Origin of the sequence: Streptomyces incanus (assembly GCF_042656345.1) — a bacterium.
In the GTDB taxonomy this organism is placed as follows: domain Bacteria; phylum Actinomycetota; class Actinomycetes; order Streptomycetales; family Streptomycetaceae; genus Streptomyces; species Streptomyces incanus.
Genome location: NZ_JBHSPC010000083.1, coordinates 60,912 through 79,152, shown reverse-complemented (window position 1 = coordinate 79,152; position 18,241 = coordinate 60,912). Strand labels below are relative to the sequence as shown.

General features: G+C 72.3%; 14 protein-coding genes and 1 pseudogene. 9 read left to right on the top strand and 6 right to left on the bottom strand.

Features of this window, described 5'->3' with window-relative positions; translation table 11 throughout:
• Window positions 1-24 precede the first annotated feature (24 nt).
• Window positions 25-447 carry a MerR family transcriptional regulator gene (locus ACFP2V_RS25305; protein WP_381216893.1) on the bottom strand — a complete coding sequence of 141 codons (423 nt, stop codon included), beginning with the start codon at window positions 445-447 and terminating at the stop codon, window positions 25-27.
• A gap of 263 nt (window positions 448-710) precedes the next feature.
• Between ACFP2V_RS25305 and ACFP2V_RS25300 the strand changes: the two genes are divergently transcribed.
• Together ACFP2V_RS25300 and ACFP2V_RS25295 are read left to right on the top strand one after the other, a co-directional pair.
• A complete protein-coding gene (locus ACFP2V_RS25300) occupies window positions 711-2,369 on the top strand; it encodes a catalase (protein WP_381216890.1) in 1,659 nt (552 codons plus the stop codon).
• 329 nt (window positions 2,370-2,698) lie between these two features.
• Window positions 2,699-3,022 carry a hypothetical protein gene (locus ACFP2V_RS25295; protein WP_381216886.1) on the top strand — a complete coding sequence of 108 codons (324 nt, stop codon included), beginning with the start codon at window positions 2,699-2,701 and terminating at the stop codon, window positions 3,020-3,022.
• Between the two features lie 31 nt (window positions 3,023-3,053).
• On the opposite strand, the gene ACFP2V_RS25290 is transcribed toward ACFP2V_RS25295, so the two are convergent.
• Window positions 3,054-4,427, bottom strand: a complete 1,374-nt coding sequence (locus tag ACFP2V_RS25290) for a trypsin-like serine protease (RefSeq protein WP_381216883.1) — start codon at window positions 4,425-4,427, stop codon at window positions 3,054-3,056.
• A gap of 1,104 nt (window positions 4,428-5,531) precedes the next feature.
• Between ACFP2V_RS25290 and ACFP2V_RS25285 the strand changes: the two are divergent.
• From ACFP2V_RS25285 to ACFP2V_RS25270, 4 genes and pseudogenes are all read left to right on the top strand, one after another.
• Window positions 5,532-6,525, top strand: a pseudogene (locus tag ACFP2V_RS25285) (alcohol dehydrogenase catalytic domain-containing protein).
• Window positions 6,526-6,671: 146 nt separating this feature from the next.
• Window positions 6,672-7,277 (top strand): Rv1733c family protein, encoded by a 606-nt coding sequence (locus ACFP2V_RS25280; RefSeq protein ID WP_381216880.1) that lies wholly within the window; start codon window positions 6,672-6,674, stop codon window positions 7,275-7,277.
• 204 nt (window positions 7,278-7,481) lie between these two features.
• Window positions 7,482-9,212, top strand: a complete 1,731-nt coding sequence (locus tag ACFP2V_RS25275; RefSeq protein ID WP_381216877.1) for a SulP family inorganic anion transporter — start codon at window positions 7,482-7,484, stop codon at window positions 9,210-9,212.
• Between the two features lie 457 nt (window positions 9,213-9,669).
• On the top strand, window positions 9,670-10,011 hold the full coding sequence (locus tag ACFP2V_RS25270) for an ArsR/SmtB family transcription factor (protein WP_381216874.1): 342 nt from the start codon (window positions 9,670-9,672) through the stop codon (window positions 10,009-10,011).
• Between the two features lie 31 nt (window positions 10,012-10,042).
• Here ACFP2V_RS25270 and ACFP2V_RS25265 read toward each other — a convergent pair whose 3' ends face one another.
• A complete protein-coding gene (locus ACFP2V_RS25265; RefSeq protein ID WP_381216871.1) occupies window positions 10,043-10,696 on the bottom strand; it encodes a class I SAM-dependent methyltransferase in 654 nt (217 codons plus the stop codon).
• Between the two features lie 133 nt (window positions 10,697-10,829).
• On the opposite strand from ACFP2V_RS25265, the gene ACFP2V_RS25260 reads away from it, so the two are divergent.
• The 3 genes from ACFP2V_RS25260 to ACFP2V_RS25250 all read left to right on the top strand — a co-directional run bounded on the left by ACFP2V_RS25260 (window position 10,830) and on the right by ACFP2V_RS25250 (window position 14,251).
• Window positions 10,830-11,282, top strand: coding sequence for a flavodoxin family protein (locus ACFP2V_RS25260; RefSeq protein ID WP_381216868.1), 453 nt, complete (start codon window positions 10,830-10,832; stop codon window positions 11,280-11,282).
• A gap of 95 nt (window positions 11,283-11,377) precedes the next feature.
• The gene (locus ACFP2V_RS25255; protein ID WP_381216865.1) at window positions 11,378-12,010 is read left to right on the top strand and encodes a GNAT family N-acetyltransferase; all 633 of its coding nucleotides are present in this window, start codon (window positions 11,378-11,380) and stop codon (window positions 12,008-12,010) included.
• Window positions 12,011-12,310: 300 nt separating this feature from the next.
• A complete protein-coding gene (locus ACFP2V_RS25250; RefSeq protein ID WP_381216862.1) occupies window positions 12,311-14,251 on the top strand; it encodes a DUF1996 domain-containing protein in 1,941 nt (646 codons plus the stop codon).
• 136 nt (window positions 14,252-14,387) lie between these two features.
• Here ACFP2V_RS25250 and ACFP2V_RS25245 read toward each other — a convergent pair whose 3' ends face one another.
• The 3 genes from ACFP2V_RS25245 to ACFP2V_RS25235 all read right to left on the bottom strand — a co-directional run.
• Window positions 14,388-16,610 (bottom strand): MMPL family transporter, encoded by a 2,223-nt coding sequence (locus tag ACFP2V_RS25245; protein ID WP_381216960.1) that lies wholly within the window; start codon window positions 16,608-16,610, stop codon window positions 14,388-14,390.
• Between the two features lie 176 nt (window positions 16,611-16,786).
• Window positions 16,787-17,767 carry a DUF4232 domain-containing protein gene (locus ACFP2V_RS25240; RefSeq protein ID WP_381216859.1) on the bottom strand — a complete coding sequence of 327 codons (981 nt, stop codon included), beginning with the start codon at window positions 17,765-17,767 and terminating at the stop codon, window positions 16,787-16,789.
• A 56-nt stretch (window positions 17,768-17,823) separates the two neighbouring features.
• Window positions 17,824-18,241, bottom strand: a 418-nt coding sequence (locus ACFP2V_RS25235; protein ID WP_381216857.1) for a hypothetical protein, incomplete at its 5' end; no start/stop codon positions are given.

Below are 18,241 nucleotides of genomic sequence, written 5' to 3'. Positions count from 1 at the left end.
CGCGCTTCCGCGCGCCGCGTACGCCTACGGTGTCTGCCGGATCGGATCCGCCGTCCGCGACGGAGCGGTCCGCGACGCCGCCGTGATGACGGCGTCCAGGAGCGTGCGGGAGCGTCGCAGATCCCCGATCACGCGATCGATACGGTCCCGCTCCACCGTCAGCTCGCTCACCAGGAGAGTGTCCGCCGTTTCGGACGGCCCTCCGGCGCTGTCCCGCATGCAGGGCAGCAGCTTGGCGATCTTCGAGCCGCACAGCCCCGCCGCGTACAGTTCCTGGATCCGCCGCACCCGGTCCACCGCCGCCGAGGTGTACTCCCGGTGTCCGCCGGGCGGCCGCTCCGCCGACAGCAGGTCCTCCCGCCCGTAGCAGCGCAGGGAACGCTCACTCACGCCCGCACGGCGGGCGCAGCGGGCCGCCGCTCCGAGTCGCCGGTCTCCGTGATGCACGGCAGCATGGCCCTCGTACGCAAGCCCCCGGCGGGACGTGCGCGAGGAGCGCGGGCCCGGCCGTCGGGCGGCGGACATGCAGTGAGCGGGCCACCGACGCGTGAGTGACCACGCGGTTCCCGGGAAACCGGGACGCCGGAACAGGGGCACGGGGCTGCCGGGACACCGGAGCCCCCGCGCCGTCGAAGGCGACCGGCCCGCGGCCGCGCGCCACCGCGCCCCGGCCCGCCACCAGCCATGAGCAGCCGAAGGAGTCCACAGACATGACGGATGTTTCGAGCCGGGGTCCTGCTCCGGGCGACGACCGCAAGGTACTCACCAACCGGCAGGGTCATCCGGTCCACGACAACCAGAACCAGCGCACGGTCGGTGCCCGGGGTCCCGCCACGCTGGAGAACTACCAGTTCCTGGAGAAGATCAGCCACTTCGACCGGGAACGCATCCCCGAGCGGGTCGTGCACGCCCGCGGGGTGACCGCGTTCGGCCACTTCGAGGCGTACGGGACCTGGGGCGACGAGCCGATCAGCCGCTACACCCGGGCCAAGCTGTTCCAGGAACGCGGCAAGCGCACGGATCTGGCCGTCCGCTTCTCCACCGTCATCGGTGGACGCGACTCCTCCGAGGCCGCCCGCGACCCCCGCGGCTTCGCCGTGAAGTTCTACACCGAGGAAGGCAACTGGGACCTCGTCGGCAACAACCTCGGTGTCTTCTTCATCCGGGACGCGATCAAGTTCCCCGACGTGATCCACTCCCTCAAGCCCGACCCGGTCACCTTCGAGCAGCGGCCGCGGCGCATCTTCGACTTCATGTCGCAGACGCCCGAGTGCATGCACATGCTCGTCAACCTGTTCAGTCCTCGGGGGATCCCCGCCGACTACCGGCACATGCAGGGCTTCGGCGTGAACACGTACAAGTGGGTCAACGCCGAGGGCGAGACCAAACTGGTCAAGTACCACTGGATGCCGAAACTGGGCGTCCGCTCCATGACCGAGGAGGACGCCGCGAACGTCCAGGCCGACTCCCTCGGCCACGCCACCAAGGACCTCTACGAGGCGGTGGGGCGCGGCGAACACCCCGAATGGGAACTGCTCGTCCAGATGATGGACGACCACGACCACCCGGAACTCGACTTCGATCCGCTCGACGACACCAAGACCTGGCCGGAGCAGGACTTCCCGCCGAAGCCGGTCGGCCGGATGGTGCTCGACCGGATGCCGGAGAACTACTTCGCCCACAACGAGCAGATCTCCTTCGGCACCGGTGTCCTCGTCGACGGCCTGGACTTCTCCGACGACAAGATGCTCGTCGGCCGGACCTTCTCCTACAGCGACACCCAGCGCCATCGCGTAGGCCCGAACTACCTCCAACTCCCCATCAACCAGGCCAAGGCCGCCGACGTACACACCAACCAGCGTGACGGCCAGATGACCTACCACGTGGGCGGGGAAGGGGAGAACCCCGAGGTCAACTACGAACCGTCGATCACCGGCGGCCTGCGCGAGGCCCTGGAGCCGTCGCACGACGAGCAGGGACCGGAGATCCGGGGCCGGCTCACCCGCAAGCGCATCCCCCGCGCCAACGACTACCAACAGGCGGGCCAGCGCTATCTGCTCCTCGAGGACTGGGAACGCGACGACCTGGTGAAGAACTTCGTCGACCTCATCTCCCAGTGCGACCGGGCGGTACAGGAGCGCATGGTGTGGCACTTCCTGCTCGTCGAGAACGACCTCGGCCGCAGGGTCGGCGGCGGACTCGGCATCGCTCCCAAGGACGTCGCCGGTCTGGAGCCCCTCGCAGGCCAGGACCTCACCGACGAGGACCGCAAGCGGCTCGCCAACCTGGGCGACAACCCGCCGCGCGACGTGCGGGGACTCACCATGACCCACTGCGTCCCCGACGAACGGCACGTGGTGAACCGCTGAGCATCATCCGGATCAGGCGTACGGCGTGCACCAGTGACGGAACGCGCTGGTGCACGCCGGTGTGTTCCCACCTGCCGTCACCGAGGACGTGACCTCCCGTGGGCCGTCGGCGAGTGACGCCGACGCCGCCGGGGGTCCCCTGCTCGAAGAGCTTGGGGGAGTTGCGTGCCGGCCCCGCGCCTCCGGCACGATCCACCGGACAGGCAGGGGCGACCGTCCCCGGCGCGCCCCCTCCGCGCCCCGACATTCGCCCCCAACTCGTCACGCGGGACGGTGAAAACGCCCGGCCCACCGATCGAACGGGCCGCTGCCGGGGGACGACTCAGGTCATGACCAGTGCATCGTTCTCCAGCACCCTCACTCTGCCCGCCTCCGTGTGCGACCAGGCCGCACAGCACCTGGAGCAGGCCGCCAGGCGGACCGTCGACGGGGCCGGGATCCCGTTGAAGGCGTTCCGCGCGGCGGCCGACAGCGACTACACCTTCCCCGTCGCCGTGGTGGAACAGGCCGCCGCCTGCCTGCTCGTCCTGGCCACCGAAACGGCCCAGACGGTACGGCCGTCGGCGCTGCGCGCCACCATCAGCGTCGCCCTGAGTCTGCGCGACGCCGCCCAGGCGGTGAACCGGCCCGCCCTCACCACCCGGTTCTGGTGAGACCGCCGGCCGGGCGACGCGGAGCAGGGCGTCAGAGGCGCTGCCACAGGGCCGACGTGCCGGCGGGCGCCCACGCGCTCTGGGCCTGGTGCGTCTGCAGGCACTGGTAGCGCACCCCGTCCCGGGTCACCATGGCCCCGGCCGGGTAGACGCGGCCGGCGGCCCACTCGTCCTCGGCGTCGTCCTGCGGGCCCGGTGTCGCGGTCTGCGCGAGCTCGGTGGTCAGGGTCAGGCCGAAGTCGGCGAGGATCGGGTTGACCGGCTGGTAGAACGTGGTCCCGCCGCGCGTGCAGTCACCGGAGCCGCCGGAGGTGACGCCCTGTGCCTGGGAGCCCGCGACGTAGGGTCCGCCGGAGTCGCCGGGCTCGGCGCAGACCGTCGTCCGGGTCACTCCGTCGACGGTGCCCTCGGCGTAGCTGACGCTGGTGTCGTGCTGCTGGATGGTCCCGCAGTGCCATCCGGTGGTCGAGCCGGACCGGCACACCGACGCCCCGACGAGCGCCTCCACCGAGCCGGTGACCTGCACTTCCTGGCCGTCCTGTGCCTTGACGCCCGGTGTGGCCGTCCACCTGTCGTTGGTGCCCACCCACGCCATGTCCCTGCCGGGGAAGACGGAGTCCTGGAAGGTGCCCTGTGCGGTCTGATCAAAACCGGTGGTCGTGTCGCCCGGGTCCCCGCAGTGACCGGCGGTGGCGAAGCCCTGCTGCGCGCCCTCGGTCACGGAGAAGCCGACCGAACAGCGGGCGGTGTCATCGATGTAGTAGGCGTCGCCGCCGGTGATGTCCTGCAGCAGCCGCGGCCGGACCGTGGACACGAGGATGGTCACATCCTGGTCGTCGACCCCGGCGGCCTTGACGAAGGCGGCACCGGCCGACACCGTCCGCGCCTGCACCACGAGCCGGTTCGCCGGTACGTCCACGTACCACAGCGGGGTATCGGCGGTGTCACGGGCGGCGGCCGCCGCGTCCAGCTCCTCCTTGGCGGCCCGGAGGCCGGCCAACGCGCGGGTGACGACGACGGCCTTGGCGCCCTGGGCCTCGATGGCCGCCACGTCCCGGGAGTCGGTGGTCGCGACGTTGAGTTCCTCGGAGGCCGCCCCGCGCACCCAGGCGCCGGCGAACCGGTCGCCCAGGGCATTGCGCAGCACACCCGCGCGGGTACCCGCTTCCGCCTCGTTGGCCAGCCGCGCGGACGCCTGCGGCGAGGTCAGGCCCAGGTCACGCCGGAGTGCTCCGAGCATCGCCGCCGACGGGCGGTCGGCGCCGAGGGTCCGGGCTGCGCCGGAGGAAGTTCCCGCCGTCGGGTCCGGCTCGGCCGACACGGTGGAGGGGAGGGCTGCGAGGGCGAGCGCGCCGAGCGCGGCCAGGGCCACCCGTCGTGCGGGCCGGCCATGTCCGGAGACCATGCGGTGATCTTCTTCGGCGTGGGGTGAAGCTGCCGCAGAGCCTCAGGTCTTGCCCGTGGCGCCCGGTGCGATGCCATCGATGACCCGCTTTCGCGCTTTGGTGACGCGAACGGGCGCCAAGTGCAGTACTGCGTACGAGGCCGGTGGCGAGGGCCTGCTCTGCGTACGCTCCGCGTGCGCGTACTGCTTGCGCGTGGCACGCCCGCCGGCCGCGGCCGCCCTCCCGCAGAACGCAGAACGCCGACTCCCTTGCCCGCCTCGCCCGGACCGTGCTGCCGACATCGCCCGCGGCGACACCGGCCGACTGCCGCCGCTCCTCGGGGCGGTGCTCGCCACCGTCGCCGTGCGTGCTGTGCCCGGGCCACCGGCAACGGTGTACGGCCAGCCGCGCGGGGGCGATGGTCCGGATCCGGCTGCGGGACGAACTCCTCGGCCGGCTCGGCCCGCGCATCTCACGACCGTGCGCCGGAGCCGTACGCGGCACTCTCGCGCACTGCCGGCGGGGGCCCTGGGTGCTCGTCCTCGACGAGGCGACTGCCCGTCCAGGGCCTCTCGTGCGGATCAGGCCGGGCTCGCGGGCCCCGGCGCCGCACCTCGCCGCGTCGTCGTCGGTCCCCGGGGCTCCTTCCCCGAGCCCCCTTCTTCGCTCTCCGCCTTGCGCGGCCCCCATTGCCCGAAGGGCTTGGGCGGTGCCCCCAGCACCGGACCCCGCTCCCCGATTCGGCCCGATCCGGCCAGATCCGGCCCGATCCGGCCCGATCCGGTCTGGTCCGTCCTGGTCCGGGCTGGTCCACACGAAAGACCCAGGACTTGGCAGGAGCTCACCACTTGCTCCGGCAGCGCGCTCAACCGGGTGCTCCGCAGAGGGTCGGGAACCGCCGGCATACCGGGGTGGCCCGTGACCGGCGCGCCCGGGGAGACCGGGCACCGGGACGCCGCGGCAGCCGGGGCTGCCGGGCGGCCCGCGCGGATCCTCTCCGGTGCGCTCAGACTGGAAGAGCAGGGCCGGACCGCGGACCACCTCCCGAAGTCCCGACCGCCGCAGGCGGGCACAGGTTCACCCGACGCCGAAGCCCGCCGGAACCGAGAAGGGTGAGGATCGGCATGAAGGGCCACGTCTTCCACGGCCCGGGCAGTCCTCCTGGGAGAAGGTGCCCGGGCCGGGCATCAAGGAGCCCGGCGACGCGATCGTGCGGGGTGGCGCCGTGAGTGTCTGCGGCACGGACCTGCATCTCCGCAAGGGCGACATCCCGGCGGTGCCTCCCGGGACCGTCCTTGGGCACGAGGCGGTCGGCGAGATCGTCGAGACCGGCGGCGACGTCCGCACCGTGCACCCCGGAGACCGGGCCCTGGTGTCCTGCGTCACCACATGCGGACGGTGCCGCTACTGCCGCGCCGGACGGTACGGCCGGTGCCGGGGCGCAGGCGGCCGGATCCTCGGTCACCTCATCGACGGCACCCAGGCCGAATACGTTCGGGTCCCGTACGCAGACCTCTCCGTGTACCCGCTGCCCGGCACGATCACCGGCGAGGACGCCGTGCTGCCGGCCTCCCTCTTCCCCGCCGCCTACGAAGGGGGCGTGCAGCTCGGCAGCGTGTGGCCCGAACGCGTCGTCGCCGTCCATGTGGCCGCGGCCCGGCTCGAGTCCGCCCGGGCGCTGGGCGCCGACGCGGCGGCCGAGGACGGCGAAGATTTCGGGCGACCGGCCGCGGACCTCACGGCCGGGGCCGGCACGGACGTGGTCATCGAAGCGGTGGGCCGCCCCGAGACCTTCGAGCTGTGCACCCGCGGGGTGGGATCCGGCGGACACCTGGCCAACGTGGGTGTGCACGCGGCCCCGCCCCGCCGCGCCTCGAGGACCTGTGGAGCAAGAGCGTCACCCTCACCACCGGGCTGGTCGACGCCTGCTCCACCTCGGCCCTGCTTCGGGTGGCGGCGGCCGGCCTGCCGCCCTGCGGACAACCGGTCACCCACGCCTTCCCGCTCGACCGTGTGCAGGAGGCGTACGACGTCTTCGGCGACGCCGCCGAACCCGGAGCGCTCGAGGTCGTCCTCGGCGGAGAGCGGCGTGAAGTCGTCCCGGCGTACGCGGCCTGACGGCCGGCGTCATGGGGCGGCCCGAGAGCCACCGTGCTCCCGATTCGTTCCGAAATCCGGATGGGACCGTTCGGCCCGTTCGGCCCATGCGCCGGGCGGTCGGGTGACGGACCCTGGAGAGGTGGCGCACAAGGAGGTGACATCCCATGGGGAGGACGCGTGGTGCGCAGCCCCGCAGGGTGTGGCTGTGGCGCTGGCGGAGCAACCCGCTGCGTCGTCGCAGTGATGTGATCGAGGCCTGGCTGCTGCTCGTCACCCTCGTCCTCACTCTGTTCGCCGGGGCGGTCACCGGCCTGGCGGTCGCGGGGACGGTGGACCGGTCCCTCGCGGAGAGCCGCGCCGCGTCCCATACCGTTCGCGCCGTACTGGTCGAGAACGCGGCCGATGCGCTGCCCTCGCCGGTGACTGCGGACGGCAGCGGAGACGGCCACACCTGGGTGAAGGCGCGGTGGACGGCCCCCGACGGCACCAGCCGCACGGGCCGGGCCGAGGCCGATGCCGGGGACAAGGCGGGCAGCGTGGTCATCGTGTGGACGGATGACACGGGGCGCCTCGTCCCCGAGCCACCCAGTGGAGCGGACGCACGGTTCCAGACGGTCATGGCCGGCCTCACGGTCGCCACCGCCACCGGGGGAATGGTCGTGCTCGGCGGATGGCTCGTCCGGTCCCGGATACGGCAACGGCGCTCGGAGGAGTGGGAGGCCGAGTGGCGGCAGGTCGAACCGTCATGGCGACGGCGAATGAGGGGCTGACCGGCTGACGGCCCGGCTACCGGCCGGACCGTGCGAGCCGGCCGGGTGCTGCCTTCCCCACCTCACACCACTCTTACGAGCTGCGCAATTGCATAATTTAGCAATTGCGTACATGCTTGAATGCATGTCCGTTGTCGCGGACCACCGGGGCTCGCGCCGCCACTGCGCGACGGGGCGTCGTGGCCGCCGGGAAGTCGAGGGGTTGTGTCAGTACCGCTGTTGCTCGCTGGAGCCCGGTCCCGCATCACGTCACTGCTGCCCGACCGGGACGACCTCGGCCAGATGCGCCGCAACCCGCGCCGGGACCTGCTCGCCGGCCTGACCGTCGCCGTTGTCGCCCTGCCCCTCGCACTCGGCTTCGGAGTCTCCTCCGGACTCGGCGCGGAGGCCGGGCTGGCCACCGCTGTGATCGCCGGCGCGCTGGCGGCCGTGTTCGGCGGCTCCAACCTCCAGGTCTCCGGACCGACCGGCGCGATGACGGTGGTACTGGTGCCCATCGTCGCCGACCACGGCCCGTCGGGCGTGCTCACCGTCGGGCTGATGGCAGGCGCGATCCTGGTGGCGCTGGCGCTGCTGCGGGCCGGCGGCAGCATGCGGTACGTGCCCGCGCCCGTGGTGGAGGGCTTCACACTCGGTATCGCGTGCGTGATCGGACTGCAGCAGATCCCGAATGCCCTCGGCGTACCTGCCCCCGAGGGGGAACGGGTCCTGGTGGTGGCCTGGCGGGCGTTCGAGCGGTTCGCCCGCACCCCCGACTGGACCGCCGTCGCACTGGCGCTCTCGGTGGCCGCCGTGATGCTGCTCGGGGCGCGCTGGAGGCCCACCGTGCCGTTCTCCGTCCTCGCCGTGATCGCGGCCACACTCGTGGTGCAGATCGGCGGACTGGACGGGGTGCGGCCCATCGGCGAACTGCCCTCCGGCCTGCCCGCCCCCTCGCTCGCCTTCGTCGACACCGGCGCCCTCTCCGAACTGGTCGCGCCCGCCGTGGCCGTGGCGGCGCTGGCCGCACTGGAGTCGCTGCTGTCCGCCTCCGTCGCCGACGGCATGACCGTCGGACAACGGCACGACGCGGATCGCGAACTGTTCGGACAGGGCGTGGCGAACCTGGCCGCGCCGCTGTTCGGCGGCGTCCCCGCGACCGGCGCGATCGCCCGCACCGCGGTCAACGTCCGCACCGGAGCCACCTCACGGCTGGCCTCGCTCGCCCACGCCGCGGTCCTCGCCGCGATCGTCTTCGCGGCAGCCCCGCTGGTGTCCAAGATCCCGCTCGCCGCTCTGGCGGGCGTCCTGCTGGCCACCGCGGTCCGGATGGTCGAGGTCGGCTCGCTGCGCGCAATGGCCCGCGCCACCCGCTCCGACGCGCTGATCCTCGTCCTGACGGCGGTCGCCACCCTCGCCCTCGACCTCGTCCTCGCGGTGATCATCGGCCTGGCCGTCGCGGCTCTCCTCGCACTGCGCGCCGTCGCCCGGCAGGCGCGGCTCGCACCGTTGGCGCTCGAGCGGGGCGACCACACCGAGGAGGAGCACAAGCTGCTGGCCGAACACATCGTCGCCTACCGCATCGACGGCCCGCTGTTCTTCGCCGCCGCCCACCGCTTCCTGCTGGAACTGACCGAACTCGCCGATGTGCGGGTCGTCATCCTGCGCCTGTCGCACGTGAGCGTCGTCGACGCCACCGGCGCTCTCGTGCTCAAGGACGCGGTGACGAAGCTGAGGCGGCGCGGCATCGCCGTCATGGTCTCCGGCATCCGTCCCGGCCATCGTCAGGTCCTCGACTCCGTCGGGGCCCTCGACCTGCTGCGGCACGACGGCCGGGAGTACGCCACGACTCCCGAGGCCATCGGTGCGGCCCGCGAGCACCTGCGGATCACCGGCGTCCTGCCTGCGGCCCGGGCCCCGCGGCCGGCATCCCCGCCCGTCCGGGAGGCACCGTGACCCGTACCCGGCCCCACCCCTTTGCCGTACAGGCGAAGCCCGTCGGGCGGGGAGCACCGACGAGACCGGCAGGCCGCCCCACCGTCACGTGTTCCCCCTCCCGACCGAGCCGTCCGCGGTCCCTCTCGCTCTCGAACCCGCCGAGCAGGTCCGGACCGGGCGGGGGAGTGGCCAACACCGCCCCGCGGCCGGCCCGGGGCCGCTCATCGGGTGCCCGGCCACCGTCGTCGGACCGACCCGCGGCCCGGGTGGCACGGCGGTGGTCTGCGGCGACGTCGACGGCCGCGGCAAGAGCGCCCGGACCACCCGGTGATCCCCGAGGGCACGACCACCGGACCACAGGAATGTACGAAGTTGCTAATGTCGGCAAACGTCGAGGTCGGGTGCCGACGACGTACAGGAGAGGCGATGGACCGGGGCCCTGGGCCGGACCGGCGCCGGGAAGGGGGACGGCACGATGACCACGCCGCTGCACCAGCTGAAGGCCGAGTTCTTCAAGACCCTGGGGCATCCCGCCCGTATCCGGATCCTGGAACTCCTCAGCGAGCGCGAGTACGCGGTCGCGGAGATGCTGCCCCAGGTGGGCATCGAACCGGCACATCTCTCCCAGCAGCTGGCGGTGTTGCGACGGGCGAACCTCGTAGTCAGCCGCAAGGAGGGCTCGACCGTCCACTACTCGCTGACCAGCCCCCACGTGGCGGAACTGCTCCGCGTGGCACGCACCATCCTGTCCGGTGTCCTCGCCGGCCAGGCCGAACTGCTCGCCGGCCTCAGGGACGAGACGAGCCCGCTCCCGTAGCGAGGGCCGCGTTCCGCGCAGCCGTCCCGCGTCAGGTCACCGGGGCCGTCTCCTCGCGCCGGCAGTGCAGGAAGAGCTGGGGTTCCGGCCGGGCGTCGGGGTGAGCCGGGGTGAACATCACGCTGTTCTCCGACAGCACCGTCAGCCCCGCAGCGCGCACCATCCCGGTCACGCCCTGGGCGTCGAAGCTGGTGATCCGCACGTCCTGCCCCATGAAGACACCATTGAAGCCCTCCATGTCCAGGGGCACGGTGGCCAGCGCGAGCAGGCCGTCCGGCCGCAGGAGCCGGGCCAGCCGCCGCAGCAGGTCGGACTGCTCGGCACGGGACAGCTGGAGCAGCGCGAAGTACAGGCAGACGGCGTCGAACGAGCCGTCCTCGAGCGGCAGTTCGCGGATGTCACCGCGCCGGAACTCGGCGTCGGGCACCTGCCGGGACGCGATCTCCACCATCACCGGCGACACATCGACTCCCAGCACCCGGTGACCGGCCGCGGCGAGCGTGGCGGCGGTGGGCCGACCCGTACCGCTGCCCACGTCCAGGACCCGGCTGCCGGGCGGCAGCCGTTTCAGCAGCCACGCCAGGGAGGCCCGGTGGGCCTCGGAGGAAGCGAACGCCTTCTCGTAGTCGCTGCCCAGCGCGTCGAACACCGCTGCCGCCGGCGACCTGCGATTCTCGTCGACCAAGACGCACCCCGTCTCCGTGTACCGATGCCGCGCATCGTGCCATTCCAGGCAGGCCCTCACAATCGTTCGCCGCTCCTTCCGGCGCGTCGGACCGGCTTGCGGCGGTGCCGCACGGCACGGCAGGGTCGGGGGTGTGCCGACTCTGCTGATCATTCATCACACGCCCTCGCCCAACTGCCAGGCGATGTTCGAAGCGGTCCTCGCCGGTGCCACGGCCCCGGAGATCGAGGATGTCCGCGTGGTGCGGCGGGCGGCCCTGTCCGCCACCGTCGGCGACGTCCTGGAAGCCGACGGCTACCTCCTGGGCACCCCGGCGAACCTCGGCTACATGTCAGGAGCGCTCAAGCACTTCTTCGACCAGGTCTACTACCCGTGCCTGGACACCACCAGGGGCCGGCCCTTCGGCTACTACGTGCACGGCGGCAGCGACGTCACCGGGGCGGTACGGGGGATCGAATCCGTCACCAAGGGCCTCGGCTGGCGGCGCGCCGCCGACGCCGTGACGGTCACGGGCGAGCCCGACAAGGCCGCCGTCGAGCGGTGCTGGGAACTGGGCGCCACCCTCGCTGCCGGCCTGATGGACTGACGTCCGGGCCGTGCCGGCCCGTCATAAGGGCACGGAGCGGCCGGGAGCGACGGCAGGGTTGTGGGAGCGCTCCCAGTTGATGCAGGATGCCGGACATGAGCTTGCCTGCCTTGATTCGTCCGTACCGGCGCGAGGACCGGCCGGCCCTCGACGACATCTGTATCCGCACCGCGCACAACGGGCAGGACGGCCGCTCCCTGTACCGCGACCCGAGCATCCTCCCGGCCGTCTTCGCCGCCCCCTACGTGCATCTGGAGCCCGGTCTGGCCTTCGTCCTGGACGACGGGCAGGGGCGCGCGGTCGGCTACATCCTGGGGGTCGCCGACACGGAGCGCTTCGCCCGGGACTTCCGGGCCGCGTGGCTGCCCCTGGTCGCCGACCGCTACCCCGAGCCGTCCGGGCCGCCGAGGACGAGGGACGAGGAGATGGCCTGGCTCCTGCACCACCCCGAGCGGATGTCCGTCCCCGAACTGGGCGCCTACCCGGCCCATCTGCACATAGACCTGCTGCCCGACCGGCAGGGTCTCGGGCACGGCCGGGAACTGATGCGGACGCTCCTCGAGGCGCTGGACGACCGCGGAGTGCCGGCGGTCCACCTCGTGATGGTGAAGGCCAACAAGCCTGCCAGGGTGTTCTATGACCGGATGGGCTTCCATGAGATCGAGGCGCGCATGGACGATTCCGTCATCTGCCTCGGTCGCTCGACCCGGGACCGCGACCGGCTGTGACGGACGGGCGCGGCCGACTTCGGGCGGCCGTGCCCGGCCCCGAAGTCCCCGCCGTACAGGCCAAGTCCGGCGGGACCCGGGGGCTCGGATGTGTCTGAGGGTTCCTGAGATTCCTCGAAGAAACCGTGAGGCGCTTGAACACACCGCGGAGCACCTACGTATGAAGCGTGGGAATTTCATGCCCCCCCGCGACAGAAGCGTAGGAGTACTGCCTTGGCACGCAACACACGCAGGCGCCCCCGAGGGCCACAGCGCGCGACCTTCGCAGCGGTCGCGCTGATCCTGGGCGGAGGGGGGTTGATGGCGGCCAATGTCTACGCTTCCGCGACGGAGGACGACGCCGACGGAGCCGGTCGGGCCCGGGTTCTCGGTGGCGCCACCATCGACTGCCCCGACGTGGGGACCAACCTGACCACAGTCCCCGAGAAGGCGCGGCCGGCCGTCGACAAGGAACTCGCGGCGCTGGACGAGCAGATCGCCCAGGCCTACCAGCGCCTGGCGGAGTCCGCCCCGGCCATTCAGCAGGACCCCGGCGTCGCCGAGGAGAAGGTCGTGGGCCCGCTCGAGGAGGAGCGCTCCGCGACCCTCGACCGCATCTCGGACACCATGGAGCAGGAGGGCGACCGCCCCGAGGGCCTCGGCGAACTCGCCGACTGCTCCGTGGTCGACTCCGGTAACGCGTCCGCCCAGCCCGGCGACGGCCAGGACGGGAACGGCCAGGAGGACGGACAGGGAGAAGAGGGCGGCGGAAACGGTGGCCAGGCGGGCAACGGGCCCGTCGCCGCGGACTTCGTGGACATCCAGAGCATCCAGCCCAACGTGGCCAAGCCCGCCGAGTCGGGCGACGCCTCGAAGGGCACCTTCGTCAGCAGCTGCGGCGTCAACGAGAACGGCCTGTTCAACTCGGACAACGTGATCGCCGCCCCGGGTGTGGCCAACGGCGCGCACCACTTCCACGACTACATCGGCAACCAGGCCACCAACGCCTTCTCCAGCGACGAGGAGCTGGCGGCGGCCGACACCACCTGCGAGGAACAGGGCGACAAGTCGTCGTACTACTGGCCCGTGCTGCGGCTGCAGAACGGCACCGAGGAGCAGGACGCCGACTCCCCCGGCGGCGGCATCGAGGGCAACGCCGGTGAGATCGTGACTCCCAAGGAGGTCACGCTGACCTTCGTGGGCAACCCGCAGGGCGAGGTCACGGCCATGCCGAGGCTGCTGCGCATCATCACCGGGGACGCCAAGTCCTTCGTGAACGGCCCCGCCAACGCCAACGCGTCCTGGAGCTGCACCGGCTTCGAGGACCGGCAGCTGGCGGACAAGTACCCGCTGTGCCCGCAGGGCAGTGATGTGGTCCGTACCTTCGACTTCCAGAGCTGCTGGGACGGCCGCAACATCGACAGCGCCAACCACCGTACGCACATGGCGTTCGTGGACGCCCAGGGCAACTGCCCGTCCGGCTTCACGCCCGTTCCGCAGCTGGTCCAGCGCATCGTCTACGACGTCGACGCGCCCAGCCTGAACGACGGCGGTGCGACAACCCCGCTGTTCGCCGTGGACTCCTTCCCGGAGCAGCTGCACAAGCCGGGCACCGACCACGGTGACTTCATCAACGTCTTCGAAGAGGACCTGATGCAGGAGATGGTCGACTGCATCAACAGCGGTCGCACCTGCGGTTCCGGCGCCGGCGGCGGCGAGCAGCCGGGTGAGGACCCGGAGGAGGAGCCCACCGAGGCGCCCGAGGCCCCTGGCAAGGGCGGCAACGACAAGGGCGGCAACGACAAGGGCGGCAACGACAAGGGCGGCAACGACAAGGGCGGCAACGACAAGGGCGGCAAGCAGCCGGGTGACAACGGCGGCAACGGCAACGGTGGCAAGCCCGGCGACGACCAGCAGGAGAACCCCTCGGAGCCCCCGGCCGACGCCCCGGCCACCGAGGAGCCCGCGGGTGACGACGCCACCACACCGCCCGGCGACGAGCAGCCCGAGGTCCGGGCCTCGGCCAAGGGTGACAACGTGGCAGGCGCGGGTCGGAACGACGACGGAGCCGGCCAGACGACGCCGGGCGTGGGCACGGCGACCAACGACGGCGGACAGCAGGCAGCTGCCGCGGACTCCACCGAGCCGCAGGCAGTCAACGGCGGTCTGGCCGACACCGGAGCCCAGCTCTGGCCGGCGGCGCTGGGCGCCGTCCTGCTCGTCGCGGGCGTCGTGCTCCTGCGCCGCGTGCGACGCGCCTGATTCCCCGCGGCTCGGCTGATCCGGCACGGCACAGCTGAACCGAGACGTCCCGCCGGGTGAGGTGCGGGTGCGGTACGACGGCGGCAGATCCCCCGGGACCTGCCGCCGTCGCATGTCCGGCACCCGGCCCTACGCGCTACCCGGGCGTCCGGGACGGCGCCGGCGCGGCCTCGCCCTCCGTGCCGATGCGAGGCAGAAGCCGGTCCAGCCACCGGGGTGTCCACCAGGCGTGCCGCCCGAGCAGCGTCATGACGGCCGGGACCAGCAGCAGCCGTACGACGGTGGCGTCGATGAGGACGCTGACGGCGAGCCCCAGACCGAGCATCTTGACCACGATGTTGTCGCTCACGATGAACGCCGCGAACACACTCACCATGATCAGCGCGGCGCAGGTGATGACCCGCGCGGTGATCTCCAGGGCGTGGGCGACCGAGGCCTTGGCGTCGCCGGTGCGCAGCCAGGCCTCGTGGACGCGGGAGAGCAGGAAGATCTCGTAGTCCATGCTGAGGCCGAAGACGATCGCGAACATCATCATCGGCACATAGCTCTCGATCGGCACCGTGCCGGACACGCCGAGCGCGGGCCCGCCCCAGCCCCACTGGAAGACGGCGACGACGACGCCGTAGGACGCGGTGATGGACAGGACGTTGAGGACGGCGGCCTTGACGGCGACGAGCAGCCCGCGGAACACGGCCAGGATGATCAGGAAGGCCAGCGCGACCACCACGCCGATGATCAGCGGCAGCCGGTCGGCGATGATGTCACGGAAGTCGACCTGCGCCGCCGTCGTACCGGTGACGTACGTGCCGGCGGCCGTGCCCCGCACGGCGTGCGGCAGGGTGTCGTGCACCAGGCGGTTGGTCAGGTCCGTGGTCGTGGCGCTCTGCGGGGAGGCGGCCGAGTACACCGTGCCGACCAGCACGTCGCCGTCCTGCGTGGCCGTCAGCGGTGTGACCGCCGCCGTGTCACCGACACCATCCAGGGTCTTCTGGGCCTGCGAGGCGAGGGCGGACCGGTCGGAGTCCGGTACCGGGGACTGGTCGATGACGACCGTGAGCGGACCGTTGGAGCCGGGCCCGAAGGCGTCGGTCATCAGGTCGTAGGCCCGGCGGTCGGTGAAGGAGGTGGGGTCGGCGCCGTCGCCGATGTGGTCCAGCCGGATCGAGAACACCGGGACCGCGAGGACGGCGATCGTGGCGACGCCCGCGGCCAGGAACCACCAGGGCCGGCGTTCCACCCGCCGTGCGTACCGGTGCCAGGCGCCCCGCGGTTCGGTGCCCGGCGCGGCGTCGGTCTCGGCCACGGGACGGCGTACCCGGTAGCGGTCGATCCGCCGGCCGATCAGCCCCAGCAGGGCGGGCACCAGCGTCAGCGCGCCGACGACGGCGGAGACGACCGTGACGGCGGCGGCGAGCCCCAGCTTCGAGATGAAGGAGACCCCCGAGGCGGACAGACCGGCGAGCGCGATGATCACCGTGCATCCGGAGACGACGACGGCCCTCCCACTGGTGGTGTTGGCGTGACCGGCGGCAGCCGCCGGATCCCGGCCGTCCATGAGGTCCTGCCGGTACCGGGTGATCAGGAAGAGCGCGTAGTCGATGCCGACGCCGAGGCCGATCATCGTGGCCAGCGTCGGCGAGACCGTCGCGAAGGTGAACGCCGCCGCCAGCAGGCCGAGCACGGCGAGACCGCCGACGACCGCGATCAGCGCCGTCAGCAGGGGAATGACCGCGGCGATCACACTGCCGAACCCGATCAGCAGGACGACGATCGCCACGGCGAAGCCGATCAGCTCGCTCACCCGGTCGTCGGGCACCGGCCTGGCCAGCTCGCCGAGCGGACCGCCGTACTCGACCTGCACCCCGGCCGCCCGCAGGGGCTGCACGGCGTCGTCCACCCCGTCGAGGTAGCCGGCGCCGAGGGTGGCGGGCTGGACGTCGAAGCGGACCGTGATGTAGCCCGTCCTCCCGTCGGAGGACAGCGGGCCGACATCCGGCTGCGAGGAGCCGGAACCCGTGGACGACGAGGACGACCCGGCGGCGGACAGCGGGTTCTGTGCCGACAGAACATGCGGCAGCTTCTCCAGCTCGGCCACCGCGGTGGACATCTGCGAGCCGAACGCGGTGAGCTGCTGCTGTCCGTCGTGCAGCACGATCTGGCTGCTGTACCCGCCGGCCTGCGGATCGTGCCGCTGGAGGACCTCGATGCCCTGCTGGGACTGGGAGCCCGGCAGTGTGAAGTTGTCCGAGTACGTGCCGCCGACGGAGCGGCTCGTCACCTGGAGTGCCACCAGGGCCACCAGCCAGGCCAGGACGACGATCACGAAGTGCCGGGCGCACCACTCGCCCAGCCGCCGCAGCGCCCCCGCCTTCGGCCCGTCCGCCCCTCGTCCCCGCCGAGCTTCGAAGGCATGGGCGTGATCTCCTCGGCCCCGGTCGTCCACCGAGGCCGAGCCGCCCCCGGCCTCACCTCCATTACATGTGGGCCGGATCCCCCCGGCATCTCGGAGCGGGGAGCGGGACCGGGGGAACGGATTCAGGGATGGGCGGGCAGGTCGGAGAAGGTGGGGAGCGCGGTGGGCGGCAGACCGGAGGGAGGCGTCCGGTCCTCCTCCGCGTCCTTCTTCCACGGACCGACCCCGAGCCTGCCCGTCGTGCCCAGGTCGAGCTCGGGGACGACCGTCACCCAGTCCGCGCCGGACTTCGCCCGCACCCGTGCGTAGGGGGCGTGGACGGCTGTGCCGTGCCGCACCGTGTTGCGCCACACCAGCCCGGCCCGAGCGCCCTCGCCGGGGGCCAGTACGAGCGGCTGCGGATCGCCCTCCGCCCCGGTGCCACTCGCGATGGCGTCGCCACCGTGCAGGACCTGCACGCCGTCGGTGGGCTCGTGCTCCTCGTCGAGGGGCTGGACCTCGGGATAGCCGTGCAGTCCGTAGGGACCGCTGCCGCAGTTCTCCAGGTGTACGGACAGCGCCCTGAGGCCCATGGCGGCGCTGCCCTCGTCGGCGTACACCCGCACTCCGGAGGCCGGGCACGGGCCCGCGCTGGAGGGGGCCTCGTCGGCCGGGACGCTGCGCACCTGCGAGATGCCGATGCCGCTCGCCTCCTGCACGCCCGACCTCGTCCCCTCCAGCGGATCCGGGCCCTCGACGGTTCGGCCGGGCGCCACGGACTCGACGGTCCGCACGATGCTGTCCAGCACGGTTCCCGAGGCGGAGAGGACGGTGAACGTGACCATGTAGGTGTGGGGCTCGGTGCCCTCATGGGTGATCTCGAAGCGGGCGCAGCCGTCGGCGCCGGGGGTGAAACCGGTGATCCGGACCCCGTCACGCTCCAGGCCGGACGGGTCACCGGGCGGGGGCGTGGCGCAGGAGGAACCGGAGGCCGCTACGTCGTCCGTCGGGCCCGCACCCCCCGGTGCCGCTCTCTCGGAGCCACAGGCGGTGAGTAAAAGAACGCCGGCGAGGGTACCGGTGACACCGGCGGTTACGGCGGGAAGCGTGCGGAAACTGTGCATCCGCAGAGTCGATCATCACGAAGCGCGGACGGCTGTGACGGAGGCCATGATTCCGGTCACCGGCAGCCAGGATTCCACGGCGCGGCGGAGGCCGGGCCCCCGCCGCCCGGCGGTACGCCGTGCGCGGCAGCGCCACGTCGTCGGGCCGGTTCTCGGCCCTGCGGGCCGTCCTGACCAATTGGTCGGCGAGCTCCTCCACCGAGTCCGTACCGCTTGTGCGCGAGTGTGTGGCGAACCGCCTCGATCCCGGTCTCGATGTCGCTGCAGGGCTGGTCGACCAGCCCGTCGGTGTACAGGGCCGGCTCGCGGGCCCCGACCACGGGCAGCTGTTCGGAGACCGCGCGGCACACATCCCTGACGGTGACGGCCTCGGTGAGCACACTGGCCATCCGTACGACGTGGCACAGCGCCCCCGCGCGAGGTGCGGCGACCGCCCCCGGCGGCGGCACGACGGGATCCGTGCCGGGCGGGGCG

Bases quoted from the DNA above. Each gene is read 5' to 3' on its own strand.
- ACFP2V_RS25300 (WP_381216890.1), top strand. From the start codon at position 711: ATGACGGATGTTTCGAGCCGGGGTCCTGCTCCGGGCGACGACCGCAAG.
- ACFP2V_RS25295 (WP_381216886.1), top strand. From the start codon at position 2,699: ATGACCAGTGCATCGTTCTCCAGCACCCTCACTCTGCCCGCCTCCGTG.
- ACFP2V_RS25290 (WP_381216883.1), bottom strand. From the start codon at position 4,427: ATGGTCTCCGGACATGGCCGGCCCGCACGACGGGTGGCCCTGGCCGCG.
- ACFP2V_RS25280 (WP_381216880.1), top strand. From the start codon at position 6,672: ATGGGGAGGACGCGTGGTGCGCAGCCCCGCAGGGTGTGGCTGTGGCGC.
- ACFP2V_RS25270 (WP_381216874.1), top strand. From the start codon at position 9,670: ATGACCACGCCGCTGCACCAGCTGAAGGCCGAGTTCTTCAAGACCCTG.
- ACFP2V_RS25255 (WP_381216865.1), top strand. From the start codon at position 11,378: ATGAGCTTGCCTGCCTTGATTCGTCCGTACCGGCGCGAGGACCGGCCG.
- ACFP2V_RS25250 (WP_381216862.1), top strand. From the start codon at position 12,311: ATGGCGGCCAATGTCTACGCTTCCGCGACGGAGGACGACGCCGACGGA.
- ACFP2V_RS25240 (WP_381216859.1), bottom strand. From the start codon at position 17,767: ATGCACAGTTTCCGCACGCTTCCCGCCGTAACCGCCGGTGTCACCGGT.